This is a genomic window from Terriglobales bacterium, from assembly GCA_035651655.1.
GTDB lineage: Bacteria > Acidobacteriota > Terriglobia > Terriglobales > Acidobacteriaceae > DASRFG01.
On record DASRFG010000035.1, the window covers coordinates 34,379 to 56,493 of the forward strand.

17 protein-coding genes are annotated in these 22,115 nt (G+C 52.7%); 4 read left to right on the plus strand and 13 right to left on the minus strand.

Going from position 1 to position 22,115, the window contains the following annotated elements; translation table 11 throughout:
• Positions 1–111: 111 nt before the first annotated feature.
• On the minus strand, positions 112–876 hold the full coding sequence (locus VFA76_16635) for a hypothetical protein (GenBank protein ID HZR33473.1): 765 nt from the start codon (positions 874–876) through the stop codon (positions 112–114).
• Positions 877–1,493: 617 nt separating this feature from the next.
• Between VFA76_16635 and VFA76_16640 the strand changes: the two genes are divergently transcribed.
• The gene (locus VFA76_16640) at positions 1,494–2,387 is read left to right on the plus strand and encodes a YihY/virulence factor BrkB family protein (protein HZR33474.1); all 894 of its coding nucleotides are present in this window, start codon (positions 1,494–1,496) and stop codon (positions 2,385–2,387) included.
• Positions 2,388–2,795: 408 nt separating this feature from the next.
• Positions 2,796–3,902, plus strand: coding sequence for a three-Cys-motif partner protein TcmP (gene tcmP / locus VFA76_16645; GenBank protein HZR33475.1), 1,107 nt, complete (start codon positions 2,796–2,798; stop codon positions 3,900–3,902).
• 201 nt (positions 3,903–4,103) lie between these two features.
• Here the strand turns inward: tcmP (VFA76_16645) and VFA76_16650 are convergent, their stop codons facing one another.
• Positions 4,104–4,772, minus strand: a complete 669-nt coding sequence (locus VFA76_16650; GenBank protein HZR33476.1) for a phage Gp37/Gp68 family protein — start codon at positions 4,770–4,772, stop codon at positions 4,104–4,106.
• A 470-nt stretch (positions 4,773–5,242) separates the two neighbouring features.
• On the opposite strand from VFA76_16650, the gene tcmP (VFA76_16655) reads away from it, so the two are divergent.
• Positions 5,243–6,109: a three-Cys-motif partner protein TcmP gene (gene tcmP, locus VFA76_16655; GenBank protein ID HZR33477.1), complete on the plus strand. Its 867-nt coding sequence runs from the start codon at positions 5,243–5,245 to the stop codon at positions 6,107–6,109.
• Between the two features lie 353 nt (positions 6,110–6,462).
• On the opposite strand, the gene VFA76_16660 is transcribed toward tcmP (VFA76_16655), so the two are convergent.
• On the minus strand, positions 6,463–6,936 hold the full coding sequence (locus VFA76_16660) for a hypothetical protein (protein ID HZR33478.1): 474 nt from the start codon (positions 6,934–6,936) through the stop codon (positions 6,463–6,465).
• A 219-nt stretch (positions 6,937–7,155) separates the two neighbouring features.
• Here VFA76_16660 and VFA76_16665 point away from each other — a divergent pair, with 219 nt between their 5' ends.
• On the plus strand, positions 7,156–7,344 hold the full coding sequence (locus tag VFA76_16665) for a helix-turn-helix transcriptional regulator (protein ID HZR33479.1): 189 nt from the start codon (positions 7,156–7,158) through the stop codon (positions 7,342–7,344).
• Between the two features lie 142 nt (positions 7,345–7,486).
• Here the strand turns inward: VFA76_16665 and VFA76_16670 are convergent, their stop codons facing one another.
• The 10 genes from VFA76_16670 to VFA76_16715 all read right to left on the minus strand — a co-directional run bounded on the left by VFA76_16670 (position 7,487) and on the right by VFA76_16715 (position 22,074).
• Entirely contained in the window at positions 7,487–7,699 is a 213-nt protein-coding gene (locus VFA76_16670) for a hypothetical protein (protein ID HZR33480.1), read from the minus strand.
• A gap of 96 nt (positions 7,700–7,795) precedes the next feature.
• Complete coding sequence (locus VFA76_16675) at positions 7,796–8,056, minus strand: hypothetical protein (GenBank protein ID HZR33481.1); 261 nt, start codon at positions 8,054–8,056, stop codon at positions 7,796–7,798.
• Positions 8,053–8,967: a hypothetical protein gene (locus VFA76_16680; GenBank protein HZR33482.1), complete on the minus strand. Its 915-nt coding sequence runs from the start codon at positions 8,965–8,967 to the stop codon at positions 8,053–8,055. Before VFA76_16680 ends, VFA76_16675 begins: the two co-directional genes overlap by 4 nt.
• A 621-nt stretch (positions 8,968–9,588) precedes the next feature.
• Positions 9,589–10,956 (minus strand): metallophosphoesterase, encoded by a 1,368-nt coding sequence (locus VFA76_16685; GenBank protein HZR33483.1) that lies wholly within the window; start codon positions 10,954–10,956, stop codon positions 9,589–9,591.
• Between the two features lie 417 nt (positions 10,957–11,373).
• Positions 11,374–11,634, minus strand: coding sequence for a DUF4411 family protein (locus VFA76_16690; protein ID HZR33484.1), 261 nt, complete (start codon positions 11,632–11,634; stop codon positions 11,374–11,376).
• A gap of 259 nt (positions 11,635–11,893) precedes the next feature.
• On the minus strand, positions 11,894–12,121 hold the full coding sequence (locus VFA76_16695) for a helix-turn-helix domain-containing protein (protein ID HZR33485.1): 228 nt from the start codon (positions 12,119–12,121) through the stop codon (positions 11,894–11,896).
• A 573-nt stretch (positions 12,122–12,694) separates the two neighbouring features.
• The gene (locus VFA76_16700; GenBank protein HZR33486.1) at positions 12,695–14,344 is read right to left on the minus strand and encodes an IPT/TIG domain-containing protein; all 1,650 of its coding nucleotides are present in this window, start codon (positions 14,342–14,344) and stop codon (positions 12,695–12,697) included.
• The gene (locus tag VFA76_16705) at positions 14,307–15,809 is read right to left on the minus strand and encodes a hypothetical protein (protein ID HZR33487.1); all 1,503 of its coding nucleotides are present in this window, start codon (positions 15,807–15,809) and stop codon (positions 14,307–14,309) included. The genes VFA76_16700 and VFA76_16705 overlap by 38 nt, the downstream gene beginning before the upstream one ends.
• Before the next feature lie 1,088 nt (positions 15,810–16,897).
• The gene (locus VFA76_16710) at positions 16,898–17,209 is read right to left on the minus strand and encodes a hypothetical protein (protein ID HZR33488.1); all 312 of its coding nucleotides are present in this window, start codon (positions 17,207–17,209) and stop codon (positions 16,898–16,900) included.
• On the minus strand, positions 17,206–22,074 hold the full coding sequence (locus VFA76_16715; protein ID HZR33489.1) for an RHS repeat-associated core domain-containing protein: 4,869 nt from the start codon (positions 22,072–22,074) through the stop codon (positions 17,206–17,208). Before VFA76_16715 ends, VFA76_16710 begins: the two co-directional genes overlap by 4 nt.
• Between the last annotated feature and the right edge of the window lie 41 nt (positions 22,075–22,115).

The window sequence follows — 22,115 nt, forward strand, 5'->3', positions numbered from 1 at the left end:
CAGACTGCTCATCAACAGACCAATGTGGGATGGATGTTCCACAAATGGATTTGGCGAGATAGAGCGTCCGCCGAAAGATGGCTCCGCATCTATCCCGCCCAAATAGCGGAACTACTTGCCCGCAGGTGTGTAGCTCAGGTCGGGTCGGGAGTGTAGCAACTCCGTCGCCACGCGATGGTAGCTCTTGCGAAGCGCGTCCATCGTGCTTTTGCCTTCGTCGCCGAAAGCGTCCGCCATCATCTGGTCCAGCGTCTTGTCTGGTGGCTGCAGGTCGGCCAGGCTCTTACGCGGTACCACCAGCACGAAGTGCGGCCCTTCGCCACCATTGATTAGCTGGTAAATGCGGCCGGGCGTTCCGTAATTGCTCTTCTGCGCGCCTTCATTAACTTTCTTAATGCTGTCCGTGAATGCGGTTATTCCCTCGGGACGAAGAAAGAAGTGAGTGACGCTGAGGTACGGCGTCGGCGGATTCTGGCCCTCCGGAGAATTGTCGCGGCTCAGGTCGGGCCGGAAACTCCAATACGACATCTGCGCATTGGAGACATAGGGCAGAATGTTCTTTTCCACATCTGCCATATCGGCGGCCATGAACTTTTCGCGCTCGGGGCCAAAATCAGACCAGTGATGGCCGCAACTGCCAGCCAACTGTGCGCCGGTATCCGGGCCGGTAGTAATGTCGTTAGTGAACCACGTCCACGTGTCTTTCTGGGCTTTGTGCCAGGCGATATGACGTATGTGGCCGGCGGTGTATTGCATCTCGCTGCCGGGCTTGGGGTGAATCACAACGATCATGCAAACATTGGGCCCGGCCGGCGCCTGCGCCACTGTTACAACGCAGCACGCCAGCATCAACGCGAATACTAAAACTGTGCGCATGCTGACCTCCTGAATGTCAGACTGAACGATGCCAGACTGAAAACCGGAGCCAACCTACGCTTCGAAGGCGCTGCTGTCAAACCAGTGTGCTGAAATTGATCTTTTTCGAAGTGGCGCTTGCTAACGAACTGCCAGCCGCTCCAGAAATGCCGGCTTTGCTATGCAGCGTCTGCTCGCTTTCGTTCTAGCCACGCGTCTGCGTCACACGCCGCCATTCTCTCGGAGAACCAACGCGAGACAAGTGTGGCAAATCTGAAGTGCAATAGCAGTTCGTCTGTGGTGAGCCGTCGCCACGTGCTACGCGAATCCTTAAACGCTTGACCGTTAGAATCGAGCACACGCATTTCAAGACTGCGGTCAACGATCCGATAATCGTTAATTGGGAAGCCCGCGATTTCGATACGGAGATTTGCCACTGGGATAGACATTGTGCCTCGCGCTTTTGAGGATGGGATGAGAACGACCTGGGCATGGATGTCAACAAAAGTGACTTCTTCTGAAAAAATCTCTGCACCTGCAACTGGCGTGCAATCTGACCGTTGGGCAGCTAGGCAATCCACAACCAGAGCTGAACTGAGTAGATGAAATTCAGCATCACACTATCAGAGGCTTAACCGATGCGATTCCATCAGGTCAAGAACGCGCTGGTGCGCACCTATGATGATGTCCAGCGCAAGCACACCATGCAGATGGCGGCCGGGCTGTCATACTATTTTGTACTGTCATTGTTCCCGCTTCTCATCGTCTTCGCCGCCATCGTCGCCTATTTGCCGGTTCCCAATCTTTTCGATCAGGCGCTCTCATTTATGTCGCGCTTTATCCCGCAAGACAGCATGGGTCTGGTTCGCGGCGTTCTCCGCGATGTGATCACCCCGTATCGGGGCCACTTCCTCTCGGTTGGAATTCTCGGAACTATTTGGGCGGCATCCGGTGGCTTCTCCGGAATGATGGAGGCGCTGAACATCGCCTACGATGTCGAAGAGAATCGTCCCTTTTGGAGAACTCGGCCACTGGCAATTGGGCTGACTTTTTTGATTGGTGCCCTGCTGATCATTGCTCTGGCCGCGATGTTGGTCGGCCCGAACTTCGGTGGCTGGCTCGCGGGAAAAGTCGGCTTAGGCGCGATCTTCTTGACCGTCTGGCCTTATCTGCGCTGGTCATTGGCCGTCGCTTTTGCCGTGCTTGCTGTCGAACTCATTTACTTTCTTGCTCCCAATGTCAAACAACGATTCATGCGAACCCTGCCTGGTGCCCTCATCGCGGTTGGGAGTTGGATTGTATTGTCTTGGGCCTTAGGTTTTTATTTCCGGCGCTTCGCCAGTCTGAATAAGACTTATGGCACTTTGGCAGCGGCCATTGCCCTGATGGTTTGGCTGTACTGGACGGCATTTGCGATTCTCTTAGGCGGCGAAGTCAACGCAGACTTGCTCCACGCTACAGGCAAGCGCGTGACCGTGAAAGAAACTTCGTCAAAAGACGTAGCATCGCCGCAACTGGAAAAGGCAGCGTGAGCACCAAATTGTGCTGCACAACCCATCCGCCACTGATTGCGTCACAGTTAAGTTAGAAGCTTTTGAATGGAGCCGCAAATGAAACCACAACAGAAGCTAAACGAACTCCATCACTACATCGAATCTTTGTGTGGGATGTACACCCGGATCGCACGGCGATTTGGCGTTGACCGTTCCTATGTCAGCCGAGTCGCAAGGGGCGAGAGACACTCTCCCGAAATAGAAACCGCACTGGTTGAACAGTTCGAGCAGGTCCAAGAGGGATGACCAGAACTTCTAGCGCCTGCGTCATCTGATCCGCCGTCCCCGCCAATAAGCGTTGCCGTCCTGCTAGAAAATGAAGTCTGCATTTCAATTTCTCCAGCGCCCGACGGCGTTCGCACTTTCAGCCCGTAGACATGGCGGTGTATGGCCGATGCCAGTTTTTTCGACACACCCACGGCAGCCTCGCTAAAGAAACACCGAATCGTCAGCAAATACTTCGGAGGCTGGGCGAACATAATTCTGCCTGAGGCCCTGCTCAAGGAAGGAAAGATCATGTACGTGGATCTTTTCTGCGGGCCGGGACGATATCGGGATGGTACGCCCTCTACGCCGTTACTAATCCTCGATCATGTTGTTAAGACAGAGATGCTGCGGGATGTTACACAATTGTTTTTCAATGACGAAAATCCAGAGTTCGTCGAGACATTGAAAAAAGAAGTTGCAGGATTCCTTGGTATCGACAAACTCAAACATTACCCGGTCTTTCGAACCAAGACCATCGGGCGAGAAATCATTCCAAGGATTGAGCGAGTTAAAGTCCCTACCTTGTTTTTCGCGGATCCTTGGGGATATGCGGGAATTTCGATTGACTTGATCGGGGCTTCAATCGCTCATTGGGGAAGTGATTTTCTTTTCTTCTTCAATTACAACCGATTCAATATGAACTTAGGCCGTGAGGCAATGAACGAGCCCATTAATGAATTTTTCCGTGCTGAGCGGGCCGAGGAATTGCGAAGAACCGTGGCGAATATGGCGCCCGCAGAAAGAGAAGAGGCAATCCTGAACTCGATGCAGGACGCAATCAAGAAGCTGGGAGCCAAAGTCGGAAAATTTACTTATCGGAGTAGGACGGGAACCAGGTCTACTCATCATCTTTTGGGAGTTTCAAGGCATAAATACGGGACGGCATTGTTTAAGGAAATTAGCGCGAAAGAGGGCACAAGTTTTGACCATGATGTTCCTTCGCTAGAGCATGATCCGAGTGCAGACATTTACCAGCCCGGATTATTCTCGCCGCTTGCAGAGCTCGAAGAAGAATTGCTAGCAACTTATGCTGGAAAAGTATTAACGCCAGAGCAGATTTATCATCAGCATCACAACGGCAAGCCTTATATCCTAAAAAACTACCGGCAAGCTCTCCTTAACCTTGAAGAGCGTGGTGATGTACGCATAGACCCTCCCAGAGCGGCGAGACCCAGGAGTGAAACTTTTCCCAATGACGCGCAAGTTACTTTTAGTCGAATAAGTTAAGCTGTGACGATGGTAAGAGAACGCGGTTCGGATTTGGGGCGGCTTGAATGGCTGCTTTTAGAGGGCGACTTCCATAGTGGGACTTTGGCTTCGAAGGGTTTCGCCATTAAAAGGCGTTCCTTCTTGTCGGGCATAATGACTACAGCACGTTTGGGCATTTCATCGTAGGTTCGCCCGTGAAGTTTGCGCCCGGCAACGGATTTATGCAACGCCGTCCCATTGCTTAAAGAAGAAATCTACATCTTGGCCACGGCAAAGACTTAGAATTTTGTCTACCCACTGCGGTTCCATCGGTCGTGCTCCATTGCCGCTTTCTCCACCGATGATGGCCCAATCGATACCGGACAGATTGAAATCCCCTAAGTCTTCGAGGAGCGGTTCAATAGATAGGAATTTCACGCTCGCGGTAGCAGTACGGAGGTGCTCAACTCGCGGTATGCCATATTTTTTATCCTCAACGCTGACACCCCACCATATGTGTCTTTGCTTGGCTGCAAAGCGGAGCTTAGTTGAAAGCAGGTCTCGCAGGCGCTCTGAGCGCTTGGTCAGCACTTGGTAGGTATGCCAATCGGCCTCGACCATAACCTGAACGACATCCTCGATGTAGGCGTCCGGAACGCCGGGCTGGAAGAGATCACTCATGCTGTTAACGAAAACAGTTCGAGGCCCGGACCAGCGAAAAGGCTCAGCAAGTTTTTCCGGGACGAGGCGGAGGTCGAAACCCTGCTCGTACGGGTGCCCTTTGACCCCCCGGAAACGCTCTGCGAAGGTTTCAGCGTAGCAATGTTTGCAGCCGGGACTGATCTTCGTACATCCCCTGAGAGGGTTCCAGGTTGCATCTGTCCACTCGATCTTTGAATGTTCGCTCATCCTGGCTGCCTTTCATACTACCAATGCTCGGCGTTAAGTAAAGGGCTGTGTCATCAAACCTGCTTATTGAGAAGGCTCATAATCCGTTGCCTCGTTATGACTCCCGCCGGACCATCGCGCTTGCCTTCGGCCCATCGTGTGACCTGATTACGCCTGATGCGAATGCTCCACTGGGGCACGATAGGTAGCGATGACAACTCAGTCATAGGGCCCACTTCGGAGTCATCTTGCCCGCCCGGAACTTGCAATGGCAACGCAACGGCTTCGTAAAACGATCCCGCTTGTATCTCAATGTCACACGGGATCCTTGGTGTCAGTAAAGGAGACTCTGCAGCGGTTATTGGGAGCATTATACCTATATTCGCCTTTTATTCGCCTAATTAAGTGGGCGCTTTGAATCCGAAGCGGTGCTACAGTGGCATTGACGAGACGGGCTTTCTGAGAAAGTCAGGACTCTGACCCAACAAACCATTTTTGGCGGCCCATGGACCCAGCAAAAGCTGGAAGTGCTGAGCAGGTATCTCTCCGCCTACACGAATATCTTCACAAAAAACGCCAAGGCTCAGTTCTATACAACCTGTTACGTTGACGCTTTCGCCGGTACCGGCGTGATCAGGCGACCTGCGCTCGGCGGATTTGCTACCTTTTTCCCCGAACTTGAGAAAGCGGAAGAGAAGTTCAGAAAGGGAAGCGTGCGACGAGCGCTTGAGGTCGAGCCTCCTTTCGACAAATATGTGTTTATCGAAAAGAGCGCGAAGAAGTGCAAAAAGCTGGAAGCTGTCGCAGCAGAGTTTCAGCAGAAGAAGGTTGATGTCATCAACGAAGATGCCAATAATGCACTTCTGAAATGGTGCTCAAATTTAAATACCCAACGCGAGCGGGCGGTTGTTTTCCTCGATCCGTTCGGCGCGTCCGTGGAATGGAAGGTCATCTCGGCCCTAGCAACGACTCGCGCTGTGGATCTTTGGATACTGTTCCCGTATTCAGCGGTGAACCGGATGCTGATGCGGAATCGCAAGCCGCAAGGGGCCCTGCCGGAACGCTTGACGAAGGTTTTTGGTACAGCGGATTGGGAGAAATTCTTCTATTCGAGCTGGAAGTTTCGGTCATTGTTGAGTGAAACGCATGTCGAGGAGGATCACAAGTCAGTGGATCATCGCGAGATTATTGGTTTCTTCATGGCCCGGCTTCGTAAGGAATTTGAGGCGGTGGCGGATCCGAAGCCCCTTCACAATTCCAGAGGGTCACTGCTCTTCATGCTGATTTTCGCAGCCGGCAATGCGGCAAGCGCGAAGACGGGAATAAAAATCGCGAACAGCATTAAATTCGACTACTGAATTCCCAACCCACATACAAGCCACGAAATGAGAGGTATTGCATGAAATGTTTTTCTGCAGAGGCCGCACGACCTGCGAAAAATGATTCATCCAGGAGTGGAGTAGCGCGTGCCGTCCGTTCGCTGCTCGAATTAGCTTCGAGAGTTTCGGGCGATCTTCGACATCACATTTTTGAGGTTTTGATATTGCAGCGGATACACCTCATCAATGCGCAAGTGCGTTCTTATTCCGGAGGCACAGAATCCGGGCGCGCTACCTTTTGAAGGCACTCGCAACAACACTTTTTCATTTGTGCGAAACCGGTGAGTGTGGAATTTATTTTCCATAGCCTGATAAAAATGACCCGCTGGAGTTTACTTCAGCTTCCAGCCCAATAACCCGGCACGCTTGCCTTCCGGATTTACCTGAGCGCCCTTTACGTCGTCGCTCAGCCATCCGACGCACATCGCTACCGTGTCCAGTTCGCCGCAGTGATACTCTGCAGACCAGAGTTGATCGCCGTTTGTATTTTGTAGTACGGCATCTCCCAGCGTTTGCGCCGTGTGCTCACGGTGAATCACGTAAAACGAGAGCACGTATTGGGCCTTCTCTTTTTGGGGGACAATATTCAATCCGCTGCGAAAGTAATGCTTGGCTCCCCAACGACTCTTTTTTGCGGAGTCACCGTCTGCTTTGGTCAGTGCGTTTCGCAGCAAGAACTCAAATCTTCCAGCTTCGTCTGATTTGCTTTGATTTTGCAGATATAGGCTTGCGCCCTGCGGTAAGTCGGGCACTTTAGCAGAAATGGCGAGACCGATCAGCATCAAGACGGCTATGACTAGCCTCATATTTTGTTCCCCCTTTTAACTCATCCGTTTTGAACGCACAGACGTTTGCAAGGTAACAAATTCTTAACAAACATTAAGCAACACCGCTACATTTGCTAGTTATGCGCGAGCAGTTACTTCGAACATGATAGTCTGAACAATACTTATCGTCTATAGACCCATCGTCATCGCAGACTGAGTATCGGGGACGTGGAGAGTGACCCTCGCGCCCAGCTCGGGATGACAGTAAGAAAAAGACGGCTTGCACTTCGTCTTTCTCAGGAAGGACTAGCGGAAAGGGCCAATCTGCACTGGACCTACATCGGAGGGATCGAGCGCGGGGAACGCAATGTCAGCCTTATTAACATCGTGAAGATCGCGCGTGCACTGAATACAAGTGCCAGCAACTTGCTATCCGGAATTCGTTAGCGGCCAATCCTGCGTTCTTGCGCTGCTGCGTTGGCTCTTTGTTGTTCCATTTAAGAGGAGACCGCATGAGAAAGATTAGGATCATCGATCTCTCGTCTCCCAGGAGTCATTTAAACCCATGGATTCGTGGAGCGAGGAATGTCTACGGATTGCACTTCTCACAGCACCGGATGCTGCCCCGTTCAGTCATGTAGGCAGCAAGCAGCGCGTCATCTCTGGTTGGCAACGCTGTCATCCAGCCATCAGTATCCCGGCTGGCATTCGGGTGGATTCCTTCGCCATTGTTAGCCCAGGCGCACGCCCCGCGATGGACTATGGCCTTGTCGTGAATGAAATTGACGTAGACGGAATACATGGCTTTCCTCCTATCCCGCGCCATAGCACAATCGGGACGCTGAATCTACATCCAGTGGGATTGTGCAAAAGTGGGACGGTGTGCGAACAAGCTGGATCAGTGGCCTGCGGCCGTCGAAAAACCAGCTTCGACGGAGTTCTTCACGTACAGGTTCGCCCCCGTCAATTTGATCTTAGAAATATCAAAGTTGCTGGCGAGACCCTTCCCGAGTTCATCCGCAAACGCATGGTTGGCAACGCTTACTCCTGCGAAATTGAGAACTGGCGTATCCTTAGGCACACCAATAGCTTGCAGGATATCCTTAGCGTCCTGCCGAGTTATCAGTACAGTCCCAAACGCCTTTATTTTGATTGTCACTTTGCCAACCTTTTTACTATTCTACTCAAATCGGCAGCTTTTTCAACGCGTATCTCTAAGGTTACGATAGTACCGTCCCATCCGGGCAACTGCTGAGTAGATGTCGTTCGGCGGTCGCCCTGTTGCACCTTCAATGCATCTCCCGAGCGAATTCTCAGAGTTCCACCATTCTTCTTGATGTAACTATGCAGAGCGGAGAGCCCGATCCCCTCTCCACCGCCCATCGGGTTCTTGTTTCTAAAAGCAAGAGCGGCGTCTATCGCATCCAAATGCGATGTGAATGGCTGCGCGCCATGCTCGCCTTCCATTGAACGTTTGATGCCCAAACCACAGTCTGAGACGCAGAACTCAACCAGGCCCCTCTTCGGATAGAATTGGGCCTGCAGCAAGGCGGGAGGCCGAGTGCCGATAGTGTTATCAATCCTTGCTTCGTAGGCATGGCGCGTGTTCGACACTAATTCTCCGCAAGCGTCAATGAAACTGCTGCGAGAGACTCCTGTGGCATTCACCCCTTCTGGCAAACGTCGGAGAAGCCCAACCAGCTTCGTTCGCTTCTCGGCTTCGATCTGCGGGTGCCTCAGTTCGGTAATCTCAATAAACCTGCCCTCGCCGGTGCCTCCACGCACCTGCCTACAGGGAGAATTGGCACCGATCAAGTTGAAGAAACCCATCCGGCAGTAGTACGAGCACACTGACTTGTCCGGGTAGCTATCTACTCTTACGGTCACGCCTTGCCCAGACAGAGCCCTCATCAAGCTGGCCAAAGGCACAAGTCCTGAGGGATAGCCCCAATCTGCGCTGGACAAGTCCAGCACGAGTTCCCCATCCGTGCCCTGAATGCAGGGCTGACATTGCAGCAGGTAACTGTCGAAGATAGCGGCGTTCACAGTGCCGGTAACAGCTAATCGCATAAGAATCATTCCCGGAGACTAGCGCGATTATACCGAACTGTGTTTGGTGTGATCCCCACCCGCAGCTCGGTGCTGACAGAAATGTCTGGAATGTGGATCGGCAGTCTCAATCTACCGGGCAATGAAGCCGCCGTCACGAGCGCCCGCGTTTGTAGGCGCTCCCACCCATAGGTTTTCTCCGCGACGGGGCATTTTACGCGGCTAGTGCAACGGAGGCATCCGATCTGGAAGCCGCCAGTCGCGCGCCGATGGCCTGCCGCTGCTCCGGGGTCAGGTTTCTCCGATGTGACAGACAGAGAAATCAGTTTCTGCGCCTTTTTTGAATAATGGCCTCTCGTTCCGACAGACAAAGAGCAGCCTTGGAACCAATGTCAGTTCGGACTCACTCCGTTGTGGGACAATGAACTTCGCAAAAACACCAATGGCGAGGTTTTGTATTCTGAGTTCATGGACATGGCGCAAAGGCTTGTAGACTCTGGGAAAACCCGGCAGCAGGCCCGGCAATGACAGGAGTCCCCGCACCACTGAGCCACGTGCTGATCGAGCTTTCGCGGTCATGCGGGGAAGCATGTAGCTTCCTGCATGGATTCCATGCCCCACTAGGCATGAGCGCTATTTTTCTTACTTTCCGTCGGCTGTTTCCTTGAGCAATGACACAGCAGTCCCATCCACTGGCACGTTGAAATATTCAACGGATGCAGGACTGTTGCCAAGATCGAGAATTGCGAACGTGTGGTCATACACGCTGTCCGCATTCACAGGCAACTCCGCTTTTCGATTCCAATCCGGCAGCTTACCGTCAGGCGTCTCCAGATCGGCCGCCGGAGTGTATGACTGCTGATCGCCAAAAACTGGCACAGCAGATGCACCGACGCAACGGCCACGACGCAGACCGATATAGGGCTCGTAGACGGCAAGCGTGTGCTCGTGCCCCCAGAACCACCACTCCAAGCGATCAAGCACATCTTTGAAATGGTCGAAGAGGCTGGGATTGTAGGCATACTTAACGTTACCGACTGTGCCCACAGAGCCAAAAGGGGAGAACAACTGGTGATGCGAAAGTAGAATTGTGCGCGAGGCCGCAGATTTCGTTATCTGCGATTTGACCCAATTCACTTCATTCGCGTTCACTGATGTCATGTTGGTCGCCACCGTCAGGGGATTGCAGTCGTTATGGCCCGTGTCCATTGCGATGACTTGCCACTGTTGATTTTTTAGAGTGAAGTAGCTGGCCTGTTGTCCCAACTGATCCAAGAGCCAGTAATAGCCATTGCCGCCCGAATACATGTCGTGGTTTCCGCAGAGGGTGTACACCGGGAGGGTCGGCCCGAGCACAAGCCGACATATGTCCAAGAAATTGTGCGCGGACTCGTCATGAGTGCCTGAGTAGTAGATGTCTCCGAGATGAATCAGAACATTCGGGCTCTGCTTTTTGACTTCCCGCAACACATTCGCCGCTGCGTTATCCCCGACTCCCCAGTCGCCGATAATCGCTATGCGAGGAGCCGCTGGAAGATCAAAAACTGGATTCAGATGGTCGCGATAAGGAAGGTTGCCGCCTGATGCTTTGAAAGCAAGATAGGTGGCTAGGCACGTTGACCAGCCCCCTACATCGCAAACCGCCTTCGTTAGCTCGTCCGCAAGTCGTTGCGAACGGTCGTGATCGCGTCTCATCTCAGCCCACAAGAACTGAGCGGCCAGTTTGGCGCAATCTTTAACCACGCCTATCGATTCAAGCGTGAAGCCCTCAACGGCACGAATGTCCTCCGGCACGCGTTCGCCCTGTTGAATCGCGGTCGCGACGGCGTGAACAGGGGCCATTAGATCGGCAGTGTTGGCTGCCGACTCCTTCATATGCAACATCCCGGTACGGATGTTCGCCCTGTGAACAACAGCCGCAGCCGACTGCCACATAGACAGGTAAGGGTCGGGATGGGTATAGCGTGGATGCTGCTGCCTCGGTGATGAAGACGCTTTCGTCTTTGCCATGGGTTACCTCTTCTCCGAGAACCGGAGTCGGCAGAGTCGGCTAGAAATCTATTCTACGCGTCTTTTTTGCTGAGAGCGGTTCAGGTCGGCTGGAGCGTTCTTAACCGGCCAAGCCCTTCGCGACAATGCGTTTCGGCGTTGTGCAGCGCAGGGGCGCGACTCATCCAGAGATTTCGGGCTGACCCATCGGACAACAATAGCCACGAGCAGACGATCGGCATTTGCAAAGAGCAGCAAGAGGATAAACCAATATGGGTCCACAAGTGGACGCATTACGACGACGATCGGAACCTGAACAGCACAGAGCCCCGCCGTAGTTAGCCGCCACTCTGGCACTGGTACGGGTCCCGGCGGACCACGATCGTGCCTCTCTCGGCATCTGAGCGGCCGAGCGATTGGGCTCATCGCTAGGCGCAATCAGAGTTTGAATTTCAGGAGCTTGAGCAGCTCCTTCGTCTCAATAAAAGGCACGTCGAACTTCTCGCACACGTTGGGCACCTTGGGAGTCTGCGAGGTTTTATCTACCTTCGACTCTCGCGTCACGACCGTTCCGCCCTTCGCCTTCGCGTGGGCGATGATCCAGCAGTCAGCTTTTGCTAAGAACTCGCCCACCTTGGAGCGTATCGGCGAGGCTCTCGCCCTTCGATGGAGCGACGTCCATTCGGACGCAGATGACAATGCGAGCTGCGCATATCTGCAGATACGTACAGGAAAGTCACGAAACGCGCGGCGCTCTGTTCCACACTGATACAGCTCTTTGCCGCTGAGATGCTGCGCATTCGGTCACTCTTTAGCCATGTGGCTGCGGCAACTAGGGATTAGCGCTACTTTCGGTCGCTATTGGCGTTCGTAGGAGATCCCCCCTCTCGGGAACGCGCATGAACACTGCGTAAAATTGGAGGCTTATGCGGTTTTTCATGACCGTCTTCCACAGGCGTTATTCTTCTCTGATAATTCGCTTTAGTTGGCTTGCGCGTATTAAAGTTCGTGCGCCGACCTTCGTGCGCTTCAGCTTCCGTTGCGTGAGCCACTGCCGGATCGTCCACGGTGAGACTCCGAGTGTCACGGCTGCGTCACAGATACTCAGAAGCGGATCGCCATTCACTACGGCGTTAAACTCAGTTTTACGAGTCTCCCCTCCATTTATCTTAGTCGATGATTTCATCTCTGCCCCCTTTCACTCGCAGACCACGCTCCTTGCGTACGGAATGCACAACACTGATGTTGAAGTTGGCAACAAATTTCTTAAACCGGGCCCACTTTCCTGCGTCTCTGAACGAGTTTGCAACATTGACAAGCCCAATCAGCATATCTGACTCGGCTTGGACTGGCGGGCGTTGATGTCTTCACGATCATGAAACTTGCCGGCCACAGCAGCGTTACAGTCAGCCAGCGCTATGTGCATCCGACGACAGAAGCAATGGAGCAAGCAGTGGCACGGCTAGAGAGATTGAACACTCCACGACTTGTGCCGCCCGACGCATCCGATCCGCAGATCTCGAGACTTCTGCAGTCTCCGAGGGAGCAAGGAAGTCGCGACAACACTTTTTTATTTGTGCGGAGCGGGTGAATACAGAATTTATTTCCCGTGAGCTCCGACAGGGAGTGCCCTTTTTAGTAATAGCAGGTGAAGCGTACTTACCGGCAGGTTGCCCCAAGTCTACCCTCCGGCTAATTCACCTCAATTTTGGTCAACGGGCCAGACAGTGGGCAAAACCCACGTCCACCTCGCGGCTTATTATTGAGCCGTAAAGGCGTCATCTAGCGCATAAGACTCGCCTGCCGGGTTGGTTACGGTGATTCTGACCGACCCGCGAGTACTGGGAATGATCATCTGCAAGGTGTTACTGTCTACGAACGTGGCTGTGACAGGTACTCCGTTGAGGGTGACCGTGGTCATCGGCTGAAAACCGCTGCCGTGGATTCTGACGTTTGTGCCGACAGGACCTGCAGCGGGCGTAACGTTTCCAATCGCGAGAGGAGCACTGCTAAGCTGCACAATCGTCAGCCCACGATTAGTAATCAGATAAATGTTTGTGCCATACGAATCGACCGCCATGGAATCTGTGACCTGCCGCAGCTGCTCCGTAAGGGTGAGGCGATGGATCAACGCTCCATGTCTTACGTCAAAAATATCCACCCACCGAGGATACGGAACATAAACTAGGCTGCCTCCGTCAGGAACTTTTTCCAAAGGCAGTGAAGAGCCGACATTTGATTCAAAGACATCTTGCCAGGCCAAAGAGCCTAAGAGGTCAGTTGTAGAATCGACGATACTGCTTCCTGTGGCGAAGGCTGCGCCATCTATAGACACTGCCGCGTTACTGCCGAAATTTGATAGAACAGCACTATTCGTCACCCAAGCCTTTGTTGCCGCATCGTAGATCGCGATCTCCTGGGGAGCACTCGCCTTTGTACTTACCAGAACCTTTGAGCCATCGGCCGACGCAGCTATGGGGAAGCCCTCGGGCTGAATACAAAATCCGTTTGCAAGATAATTCAGCGCTGTCACCTGCAAGGTTGACACATCCACTTCGTAAACGGTGCCGCCGCATCCTGACTCGCTGAACGACTTTGACTCGACAAAAGCCTTACCCGTATTCGTGGTCGCCACCCGCTCCGGCCCTGGGTTTCCGAACGATCCAGGTGCGATCAGCTGTACCGCCCTCGCTGAACTGGGCTGATCCGGATTAATCAATGCTAGCGAGCCATCAGGGAAATTCGTCACCAGCAACTCCGCGCCGTCGGGTGTCAGCGCCATACCCTGGAAGGATTTCAGACCATTGACGGCAGGTGGGGTTATGGGAGAGAGAAACTGTCTCGCGGTAAGGGAGAACACGTCAATGTGGTCACCTGCCGAAAGATAAAGCTGGTTGCGCTTGTGATCCAAAAGAATCGCCTGGAACGAATCGGATGAAGGGTAGTCAGTCACATTTTGAAAGTGGTGAATGGCTTTCGACATTGTAGCCGAGCCAGCTGCCGTCCTGACCTGAATATCATCATCTCCAGTTCCCGGGGGAAGAGTGACTTTCACATCAACGGCTGGAAACGGGTAAGAAAATGGAAACGTCACGCCGTAAAAGTTAGCAACGTTGGCACTCACAATGCTGGCGACTTTTCCCCCAACTGTGACCTGGATTTGGCTGGGATCAGTTGGTAATCCGATTCCGACAATGTCAGATACTCCGCCGCCACCCGGAGCTGCAGTATCGCCATTTAGGAACATCAGAGTGGGGCCGTAGCTGAACGCCAGCGGATTGAAAATTGGCGTCCCATCGGGCTGAATGACCTTGACGTTCACCGGCCCAGGGCTCGCCGCAGGCGGAGCCGTTACGGTCAAAACACCAATTTTATTCAGCGCAGCTTGAGTGCCACGCAACCGCTCCAAACCACACATCCGGAATGAAGCCAAAACCTTGCCCCACAGGAAAACTTACTCGTGTTGACGCGTTTACTCGGCCGTAGTCGGGAGTCACAGTCTGGTCGAATGAGGGGGTCGCGTTGAAACCGAGGAGATACTTGATTGAGTAAGTCGAATCATCAAAAGCAATCCCATGATCCGCAGAACCGAAAATCAGGCCGGAAGAGTCTACTGCAAAGGGGGTTTCCACAAATGGCGAGGGAGAGATTTGTGTTCTAGGGGGAATCGTACCGAGGGCCGGTGCCGCGTTGATAAAGCCCCCGGTGTTCCCATCGGAGACGACGATGATGGGCACTCCAAACACGCCAACTGCATATATACGGGTACCGTCCGGGCTGAAGATGAATCCGCTGATAAATCCGGCAGCCGGGACTAGAGTTAACGGTTGAAGTTGATCGTTGTACATGGCCAGGCCCAATCCGTCGTCCAAGATCAAGAAGCGGGAACCATCTGGATTAGCTGCTACTCCATAGATGAAACCAGGAAAGCTAACCGCAGGCCCAAATGTTCGCTTAGCAAAATCATAAACGGCTGCCTTAGCAGGTCCGCCACAGTCTGCAATGACTATCTTCGTGCCGTTAGCACTTGCCCCAGCAAAGCAGGGGTCAATGCCAGGTGGCGGGGCTATTGCCGCTATCGTGTTCTTCCCGGGATCCCAAATCGCAAGCCTCCACTGACCGCCATTCAATCCGATCAAATGGATAACGATCGTGCCATCTGACATAGGGTACAGTTCCCTAGAACCGTAACCGGCTCCCGACAGGCGGGGCAATTTCCAACGCTGTACAACCTGCAAGGTGGTTGGATTTATGGCAGTGATTTGTTGTGCATCACTGCCGACCAGCAGTTTGCTTCCATCATTAGTCAGTGCTAACCCACGCGGGCTCATGACAGGGATGCTCTTCATGATCTGCCGAGTTGATCTGGAGACGACATCGACACGATTCAAGAAAAAATCACTCGAAAAAATCAATTGATGGGCGGCATCGTAGACAATTGACTGTGGCGTATCATCCGTTCTTAGGTAATCGCTGCGATTATTTGGCAGAGTCCCTGGGGGTGGCGCAACTTCTAGAGCCATGACCACATTTCCCGACGGAGCGGACGCTGCAGGAGTGGCTACGACGTTAATTGGTAGGTTTTGAATCCATTGATTGTAGGGGGAGGCCATCAGGTGCAGTGTTGTCGAGCCGCCAGGAACGATTGGATTGGGAGAAAAATTCGCAGTAACGCCAGATGGCAAACCTTCCACGGAGAAATTCAGCAGATAATTTGACGGGCCTTGTGTCTGAAACTGGACCGGCACGCTGGACCCAATTCTCGTAACAACTTCGAGCACGGCAGGCTGGATGAGCGCGAAATTCGGCAATGCGCCGACTCCGACACTTACTGTTGCTGATTCACTTAAGGTCCCACTCGCACCCTTCAGCATGAAAGAATAATTGCCACTCGCGAGCGAATTAGACGCCGTCAGAGTCACTGTTTGGGGAGAGTTTTGGACTGAGAAAGATAACGGATCTGCGCTCAGGCCTGACGGCAGCCCGGAAAGTGTTATTGAAACCGCTCCATGAAAGCCGTTCTGAGGAGTAACGGATACCTGGACTAGGGCAGTTGTACCCGGGGCGACCGCAGGACTAGACGGCAATATCGTAATAGAGAACGATGGCACTGCTGGCGGCGTTGGATTGGACGATCCGCCACCTCCACCGCACGCGTACACAACAAAAGAAAGCGCGACCAGTGTGGCGGGCGCAAGCAGATTAGCAACCGATCGTTGAAGCCGACCTTTGACTTCCTGTCTCACACCAGTTCTCCGGAACGAGAACGTCGGACTAACATCTGCCCTGCATCAGCGCCGAGAAAGGGAAATCCGACACGGATTGTTGCGAGGTGCCATCCAAGTGTACAGGCCAGCAAATGACACTCGCGTCACTTCTACCTCCAAAGGCTCTGCTAATGCGGCCCACTCACTGCGGTCTAGATTCCTCTCTCCTAGCTCGAACATGGCCATCCCGTCGTGTTTAGGGCGAAGGTTAGCTTTGAGGCTATATTCCGAAACAATTAATTGCCGGGCCTGGCCAACTTGCTGTCTCGCTACAATGAATTGGACTGCTCGCACCAAACGGATGTCAGAATTGAGATAGCGAATGACGAGCTTCCCGCTAGGATTCAATGATGCCTGCAGAGGTTCAACTGGGCACTGTCCGACAACACTCGCTGCTACGCCACAAACAAAGGTCGCAAGCAACAGTCGCATCAAACAAGCTCCTTGCATGCGGCTTTGCCCTCACACCGGAGGGCAGACGCCGGTCAGAGAACGCATTCTCCTCTAGGAACTATTGCAGGTCAATATGCAAAGTTCTGCGGTAATGCTGCTTTAGCCTGTGCCCCTATGTTTTGCAACCGCTTTGTCGGTCCTGGCCAGAATCTCGACAGGTTCGAACTGGACCAAGAAGTCGGCTCCTGCCAAGAGGTCTTCGCCCCAATTTCGGATTATAGAACAAAACCTTGGGTAGTGTCCTAAGTCGCCTTCGGCACGGGCGTCTGGTCGGGCCGACGCCCTCGAATGCGCCCGATGATCCTTAGACACGCATACCAGAAGAGGACGTACACGATCACATTTGAGACCATCGTCAGTATTCCCCAGTTCGGCGCACCATGGCCTGTGTGAACGCCCTCCGGGTACACCAGACTAGCTATGAAGCCACCCGGCAGCGTTAACACATCGGTAATTGCATCTCGCGTCTCGCTGTAGGGTAAGTGGCTGGCTAGTCCTATCAGGCCTGACATAGCGATTCCTAGGACGAGCGCAAGTAGTAGGCGTCTCTTCATTCCGGCGGCTCCTTCTTCCGTGGCGGCGGTGGTGGTGGCGGCGTCTGCGCTTCTTGCTCGGCTTTTTGGCCAAACGTCTGACCGAAGGCATCGCGTGCAGCCTGCACGGAGTTGTTCATCTGCTCAGGACTGATAGTTGATTCTTCGGCTTCGTGCTGCTTCACCGCTTCATATCCGCTTAGCGTTCCCGGAATGCCATTCCAGTCGCGGGGATTGCCGTTTGCATCAGTGTGAGCTGACGAAGTTCTGTCTTCCACCGTATGCAAAGCCTGCCCGAACTCGCCAAGAGCAGCATTGTTGATCTGGGCCGCATGCTCCGGTGTGCCGCCTTGGGCACGCTGCGCCGCTTGCTCGTGATTCTGAATGTTTTGGTCAATCGCACGATTCGATGCGGCTGGATTCTCGCCGGGCGACTTCATCGCGTGCTCGTGATTGTGCGCCTTCGTTTGACCCGCCACACGATCCACCCATGCGCTTGTCCGCTTTAGCTCATTCCTCTGCGCTACGGATAGACCCGGAAAGGCATGGTCGATGATCTGGTTATGGATGGACGTCGGCCATTTTCCGTTTTCATCTTTAAAACCCAGCGGATTGTTTCTCGCATACGAGTACATATTCCACTGCTGCGGATCGAGCATCTTCTGCCGCATGATCATCACCGGATCGGCAGAAAGAAACCGCCCCATATTCGAGTTGTAATATCTTGCTCCGAAATAATCGTTGCCAGTTTCTGAATCCCGTTCTTTGCCGGTAAATTTGTAATGTTGGTCGGGAACAGTGTTGCTGATCAGGCGTTCTCCTCCATAGGGATAGTAGTCGGATTCGTTCAGAATCGTCTGACCAAGGTCGTCCGTCACGACGCCAATCGAACCCAGATGGTCTGAGAAGAAGTAGTAAACCTTCGCTGTATCTGAATCGCGGCGCGCTATGCGCTTGCCACTAAAAAAGACAAAACGCTTCCATACGGATGCTGTTAGGTTGCTCTCGTTTATCGTCTCGCCTTCAATTCCTTGCCAATAGAGGGTACCATTGCTCGGGCTGATGTATTTTTGTACGCGGTTGCCGTCTCCGTTATACAGATACGCCACACTGCTTCCACCCGAACTGCTTGTTAGCCGATTCTCAGCATCGTAGCTAAATGTGTTCCCATTTCCATCATTTGTCATGTTTCCTGCAGCATCATACGTTCTGTCAGTAAATTGATTCTTCGCATTTACAACCTCTTGAAGGTTCTCTCCCGCTACTTTACCTGAAATTGCATTCTTGTTGGTAAGGTTTCCCCAACGGTCAATTACGTACGTATTCCCCCAAAGAGTAGAATTTGGCGTCTGGGCCGAAATAATGCGGCCCATTGGATCATACGCGAACGCCTGCGTTCGGTTGCCATCCCGGTTGTTCTGAATAGTAACCACATTGCCGTTATTCAGGGGTGATTGCACCGTTCCCTGGTTAAAGCTATAGCTGAGGCTAAATACGGTCAGTGTCGGGCTTGCTGCGGATATCAGTGTCGGCTGCAGTCGATTATTGTAACTGTTCGAGAGTATCGTACCCTGAAAACCGGTATTGTAGGCTCCGAAAGCCACGTCTGTCAGAGCTCCCCAGGGAGAATAATGAGCCGCTTTGGCAAAGTTAATTGGATACGGATCGATCGCGGACAATTGTCTCTGGGCGTTACTATAAGTGTAGGCAAGATGCGTGCCGCTGAAGTAGGTTAGATCAGCTATTGAACCATCCAAATTATATTGATAGTTTGCAGTATTGGAAATACCGTTGATTTTCCGTCTAAGGGACAGCACTCTTCCCAAGGAATCATAGCTCCATGCAGTGGCTCCACTACTGTCAGTCATTCCTGTGCGTCGACCCAGAGGATTTGTGATTGTCAGACCGTTATAGCTAGTTTGATCATAGTAATACGTTACGGGCGGAGTCGCATCCGAGTATGTCTTGGATATCAGCCTGTTCAAGGCATCATACGAATACGTAGTGGTGATGCCTCTAGCGTCTGTACGCCGACAAACATCTTCCGGATCGCCACTGCAAAGGGTGGTCCCGTCCGCAGCCGTGTAAAAAAGATTGGTCGTGCCAGTTTCCGGCAAGCTAGATGATGTTAGACGCGAAAGCTTGTCAAATGCGAAACTACGACTTTGGCTTCCCTGAGCGACCCCAGTTAGATTGTTATTGAGGTCATACGCGTAGCAGGTCGCAAGCGAGAGGACACCAGTCGCATCGGGCTCATCGACCTCTATGATTCTCCCAAAGCCGTCTGTCCAGGTCTGGCTCTTATTTCCAACCTCGTCCACCCTTAGAATAGGGTATCCCAAGCCATAGGTACTGGAACATAGTTGCGAACTCGCCCCGCCACCAGGACCGACCGCGGCTCCATAAGAAAATCTGACGGTATCGCCGTCGGTGTGGGTAATTCGCGTCTTTCTGTCCAGGCCGTCGTACAAAAATGCATTCCAGCCGTACGTACCCTCAGAAGTGCTTCGGTATGGATTGCTGACTGTGGAAACTCGACCATTGGAATCATATGACGTTGCGACTGTCGTCCCACCCTCAGGGTCGCTGACAAGCAGCTTGCTGCTCAAACGCCCCAGGCCATCGAGTAGTTGCTGGTCATGGCGGCAACTCGTACATCCTGAAAAGCTCGTGCTTGTAATTCCCAAGTAGGTGTCAGTCTGAGTCTGTGACCCGTTGGGATAAGTTATATAAGTCCAACCGCCGTCTGGAAACTTAGTACTGGTCGGACGATTCATGGAATCATAAAAATGATAATACGTCGGCTGGGCATTGGCGTCTTTAGACAAGGCGCGCTGACCAGTTCCCCAGTAATATCCGAAATTCGACGTCAACCCTCCATGAGTAACGCTCGTCAGATATGCGTTGGTCGGCGCCGGCGGAGCGTACGGACTTGGAGGTGCTCCATCTCCAATATCGTTGAAGAAACTGTCAGCGTAGCTGTATGCTGTCTGATTAAGATGTGAGTCGGTAGAAGTTATGACTTGCCCGATTGTGTCATATGTCATTGTTGTAGTCAGATAACTTGAAGCGCCGCTGACTAAGCGTTTGACCTGAGTGAGATCTCCTCGCACAGTAAGGCTAGGTCCATAATTGTCGTCGTGATGCGATCTTCCCGTGACTGCAACGAATGACGAGCCGCCGCAGGATCCAGCGTAATCGTAGCAGCTGAGAGTCTGCGACACGATAGCTCCATTCTTGTCGGTGACCGTCACCGTAGTGGGACGATCAAGGATATGTGAGTTAAGGTAATTCGGATTGGAATCGCTAAGATACGCGATAGTTGTAGTTCGATCTGCGGTTGCTGGCAGGCTTCCGCTATAGAAGTTCCACTCTTTCATCAGTGTCAAATTTGAAAAACTCGTGGTATCCCAACTATAATTCGTCGTCTGGCTGACGGTTCCTCCACCTAGTGTAGGCAAAGTAATTGTCGCTCGCTGTTTGGTAACATTCGCTCCTCCCGGTTGAGAATAGTCAAATGTCTGGATAATCGTTGCAAGTAAGTTGCCTGGAGAGATAGCCCCACTGTAATAATCCGCTTGAACGGGCCACACCCCACCCGCTATATCGAAGGTGTAAACGGTGTTATCACCGCTCGGTTTAACAATCGTGAGCTTTTGTCGGCAAAGGCCACTTGTTGACGTGCAGAAAGTAATGACCTGGGGTGTGTAGCGCCACGTCCCACCAGGAGTAGTGCGAGTGCTGATTCCGCGGGTTACGTGATGAAACGGAGAATACGATGCGTCCGAGAAATTAGCATATGTATAAGTGATCTGGCTGCCGGTGGGCAGCGTCATCGAAGTCAACTGACCGTAATGTCCAGCCGTGGTTCCCTCGTCGTACGAAAATGAATATCTGGTGCCATCCGGCAGCTGAATGGACTGAACCACTACCATGCTTGACGCGAGGTCGGCCAGAGTTGATCCAGCTGAGCGGAAATTCGACGAGTAGTTGATGGTTTTCGTGGTAACCACATAGGGAGTCGTCCCATTTTGTTCGTTCAAGACACTATATGTGAGGGTGTTGCCGCTTTGAGCGACCGTGACTAGCGTTCTTCCCAAAGAGTCTGTGGCTATCCTGTCGGAAGCGTACAGATTCGTTGTGAAGTAATTTCCGTTCGTATCTTTCGGGCTTTGTGTCGCCAAGCTGTCGGTGTCGATTTTGGTGCCGTCTGGGGAGTACACAATCGCTGCCTGAGCGTTGCTAACAGACATAAAGTATCCAGAAGCATCTCTTGCCATAGCGTTGCCGACTAAATGGCTCTGAGCAGTGTAGTCACCGCACGCATTCTTATAGCCACGACTCGTGACGATCGCAAAGCGATGCGTTGTACCCTGGGTGCTTGTCCAGGTCCAATTTTTGAAATCCTGCACGCCTGGCGCAAGATCTATGTTACAAACATAACGGTCAACGGTATCGTAGTCGACAGTTCCGGGATCCCCGGAGGTGACGACCCGCCATCCTCCACGAAGAATGTCCGAGCCTCGGATGCTGTTCGGAGTCCAAGTAGTATTGTTGATAGGAGCCCAAATCGCACTGTCATACATAATAGCGACTGTTACGGGATGGCCGCCTCGTTGCGGAAAAGTACCAAGAGGGATTTCCAAATGGAGATCTCCATTTCCCGCGTTGATGTATCCCTGTTCAACCGGAAGTTGTAGGCTAAACCTGGGTATCCCGATATCCCGGAGATAGTCATCCTGGGCCGAAATAACCACTGTTCCAGTTCCGATCAGAAAACAACAAGCAACGCATAAGAACACAGCAACGCTGCGGCAATACTCACGGATGCTGGAACTGCCATTGCAGGTCATGTGAGCGGTGGTGATCCAACCTTCGTTTCTCACGGTTTTCTCCTCAGTTGGTCAGTTGTTACCTTAGTTCGATT

What these genes read in the sequence shown, in the direction of transcription:
- VFA76_16670 (HZR33480.1), bottom strand. Translation starts at nt 7,699, where the DNA reads ATGTATTCCGTCTACGTCAATTTCATTCACGACAAGGCCATAGTCCAT.
- VFA76_16685 (HZR33483.1), bottom strand. Translation starts at nt 10,956, where the DNA reads ATGGCAAAGACGAAAGCGTCTTCATCACCGAGGCAGCAGCATCCACGC.
- VFA76_16705 (HZR33487.1), bottom strand. Translation starts at nt 15,809, where the DNA reads ATGCTGAAGGGTGCGAGTGGGACCTTAAGTGAATCAGCAACAGTAAGT.
- VFA76_16665 (HZR33479.1), top strand. Translation starts at nt 7,156, where the DNA reads ATGACAGTAAGAAAAAGACGGCTTGCACTTCGTCTTTCTCAGGAAGGA.
- VFA76_16710 (HZR33488.1), bottom strand. Translation starts at nt 17,209, where the DNA reads ATGAAGAGACGCCTACTACTTGCGCTCGTCCTAGGAATCGCTATGTCA.
- VFA76_16695 (HZR33485.1), bottom strand. Translation starts at nt 12,121, where the DNA reads ATGAAATCATCGACTAAGATAAATGGAGGGGAGACTCGTAAAACTGAG.
- VFA76_16650 (HZR33476.1), bottom strand. Translation starts at nt 4,772, where the DNA reads ATGAGCGAACATTCAAAGATCGAGTGGACAGATGCAACCTGGAACCCT.
- tcmP (HZR33475.1), top strand. Translation starts at nt 2,796, where the DNA reads ATGGCCGATGCCAGTTTTTTCGACACACCCACGGCAGCCTCGCTAAAG.
- VFA76_16640 (HZR33474.1), top strand. Translation starts at nt 1,494, where the DNA reads ATGCGATTCCATCAGGTCAAGAACGCGCTGGTGCGCACCTATGATGAT.
- VFA76_16660 (HZR33478.1), bottom strand. Translation starts at nt 6,936, where the DNA reads ATGAGGCTAGTCATAGCCGTCTTGATGCTGATCGGTCTCGCCATTTCT.
- VFA76_16635 (HZR33473.1), bottom strand. Translation starts at nt 876, where the DNA reads ATGCGCACAGTTTTAGTATTCGCGTTGATGCTGGCGTGCTGCGTTGTA.
- VFA76_16680 (HZR33482.1), bottom strand. Translation starts at nt 8,967, where the DNA reads ATGCGATTAGCTGTTACCGGCACTGTGAACGCCGCTATCTTCGACAGT.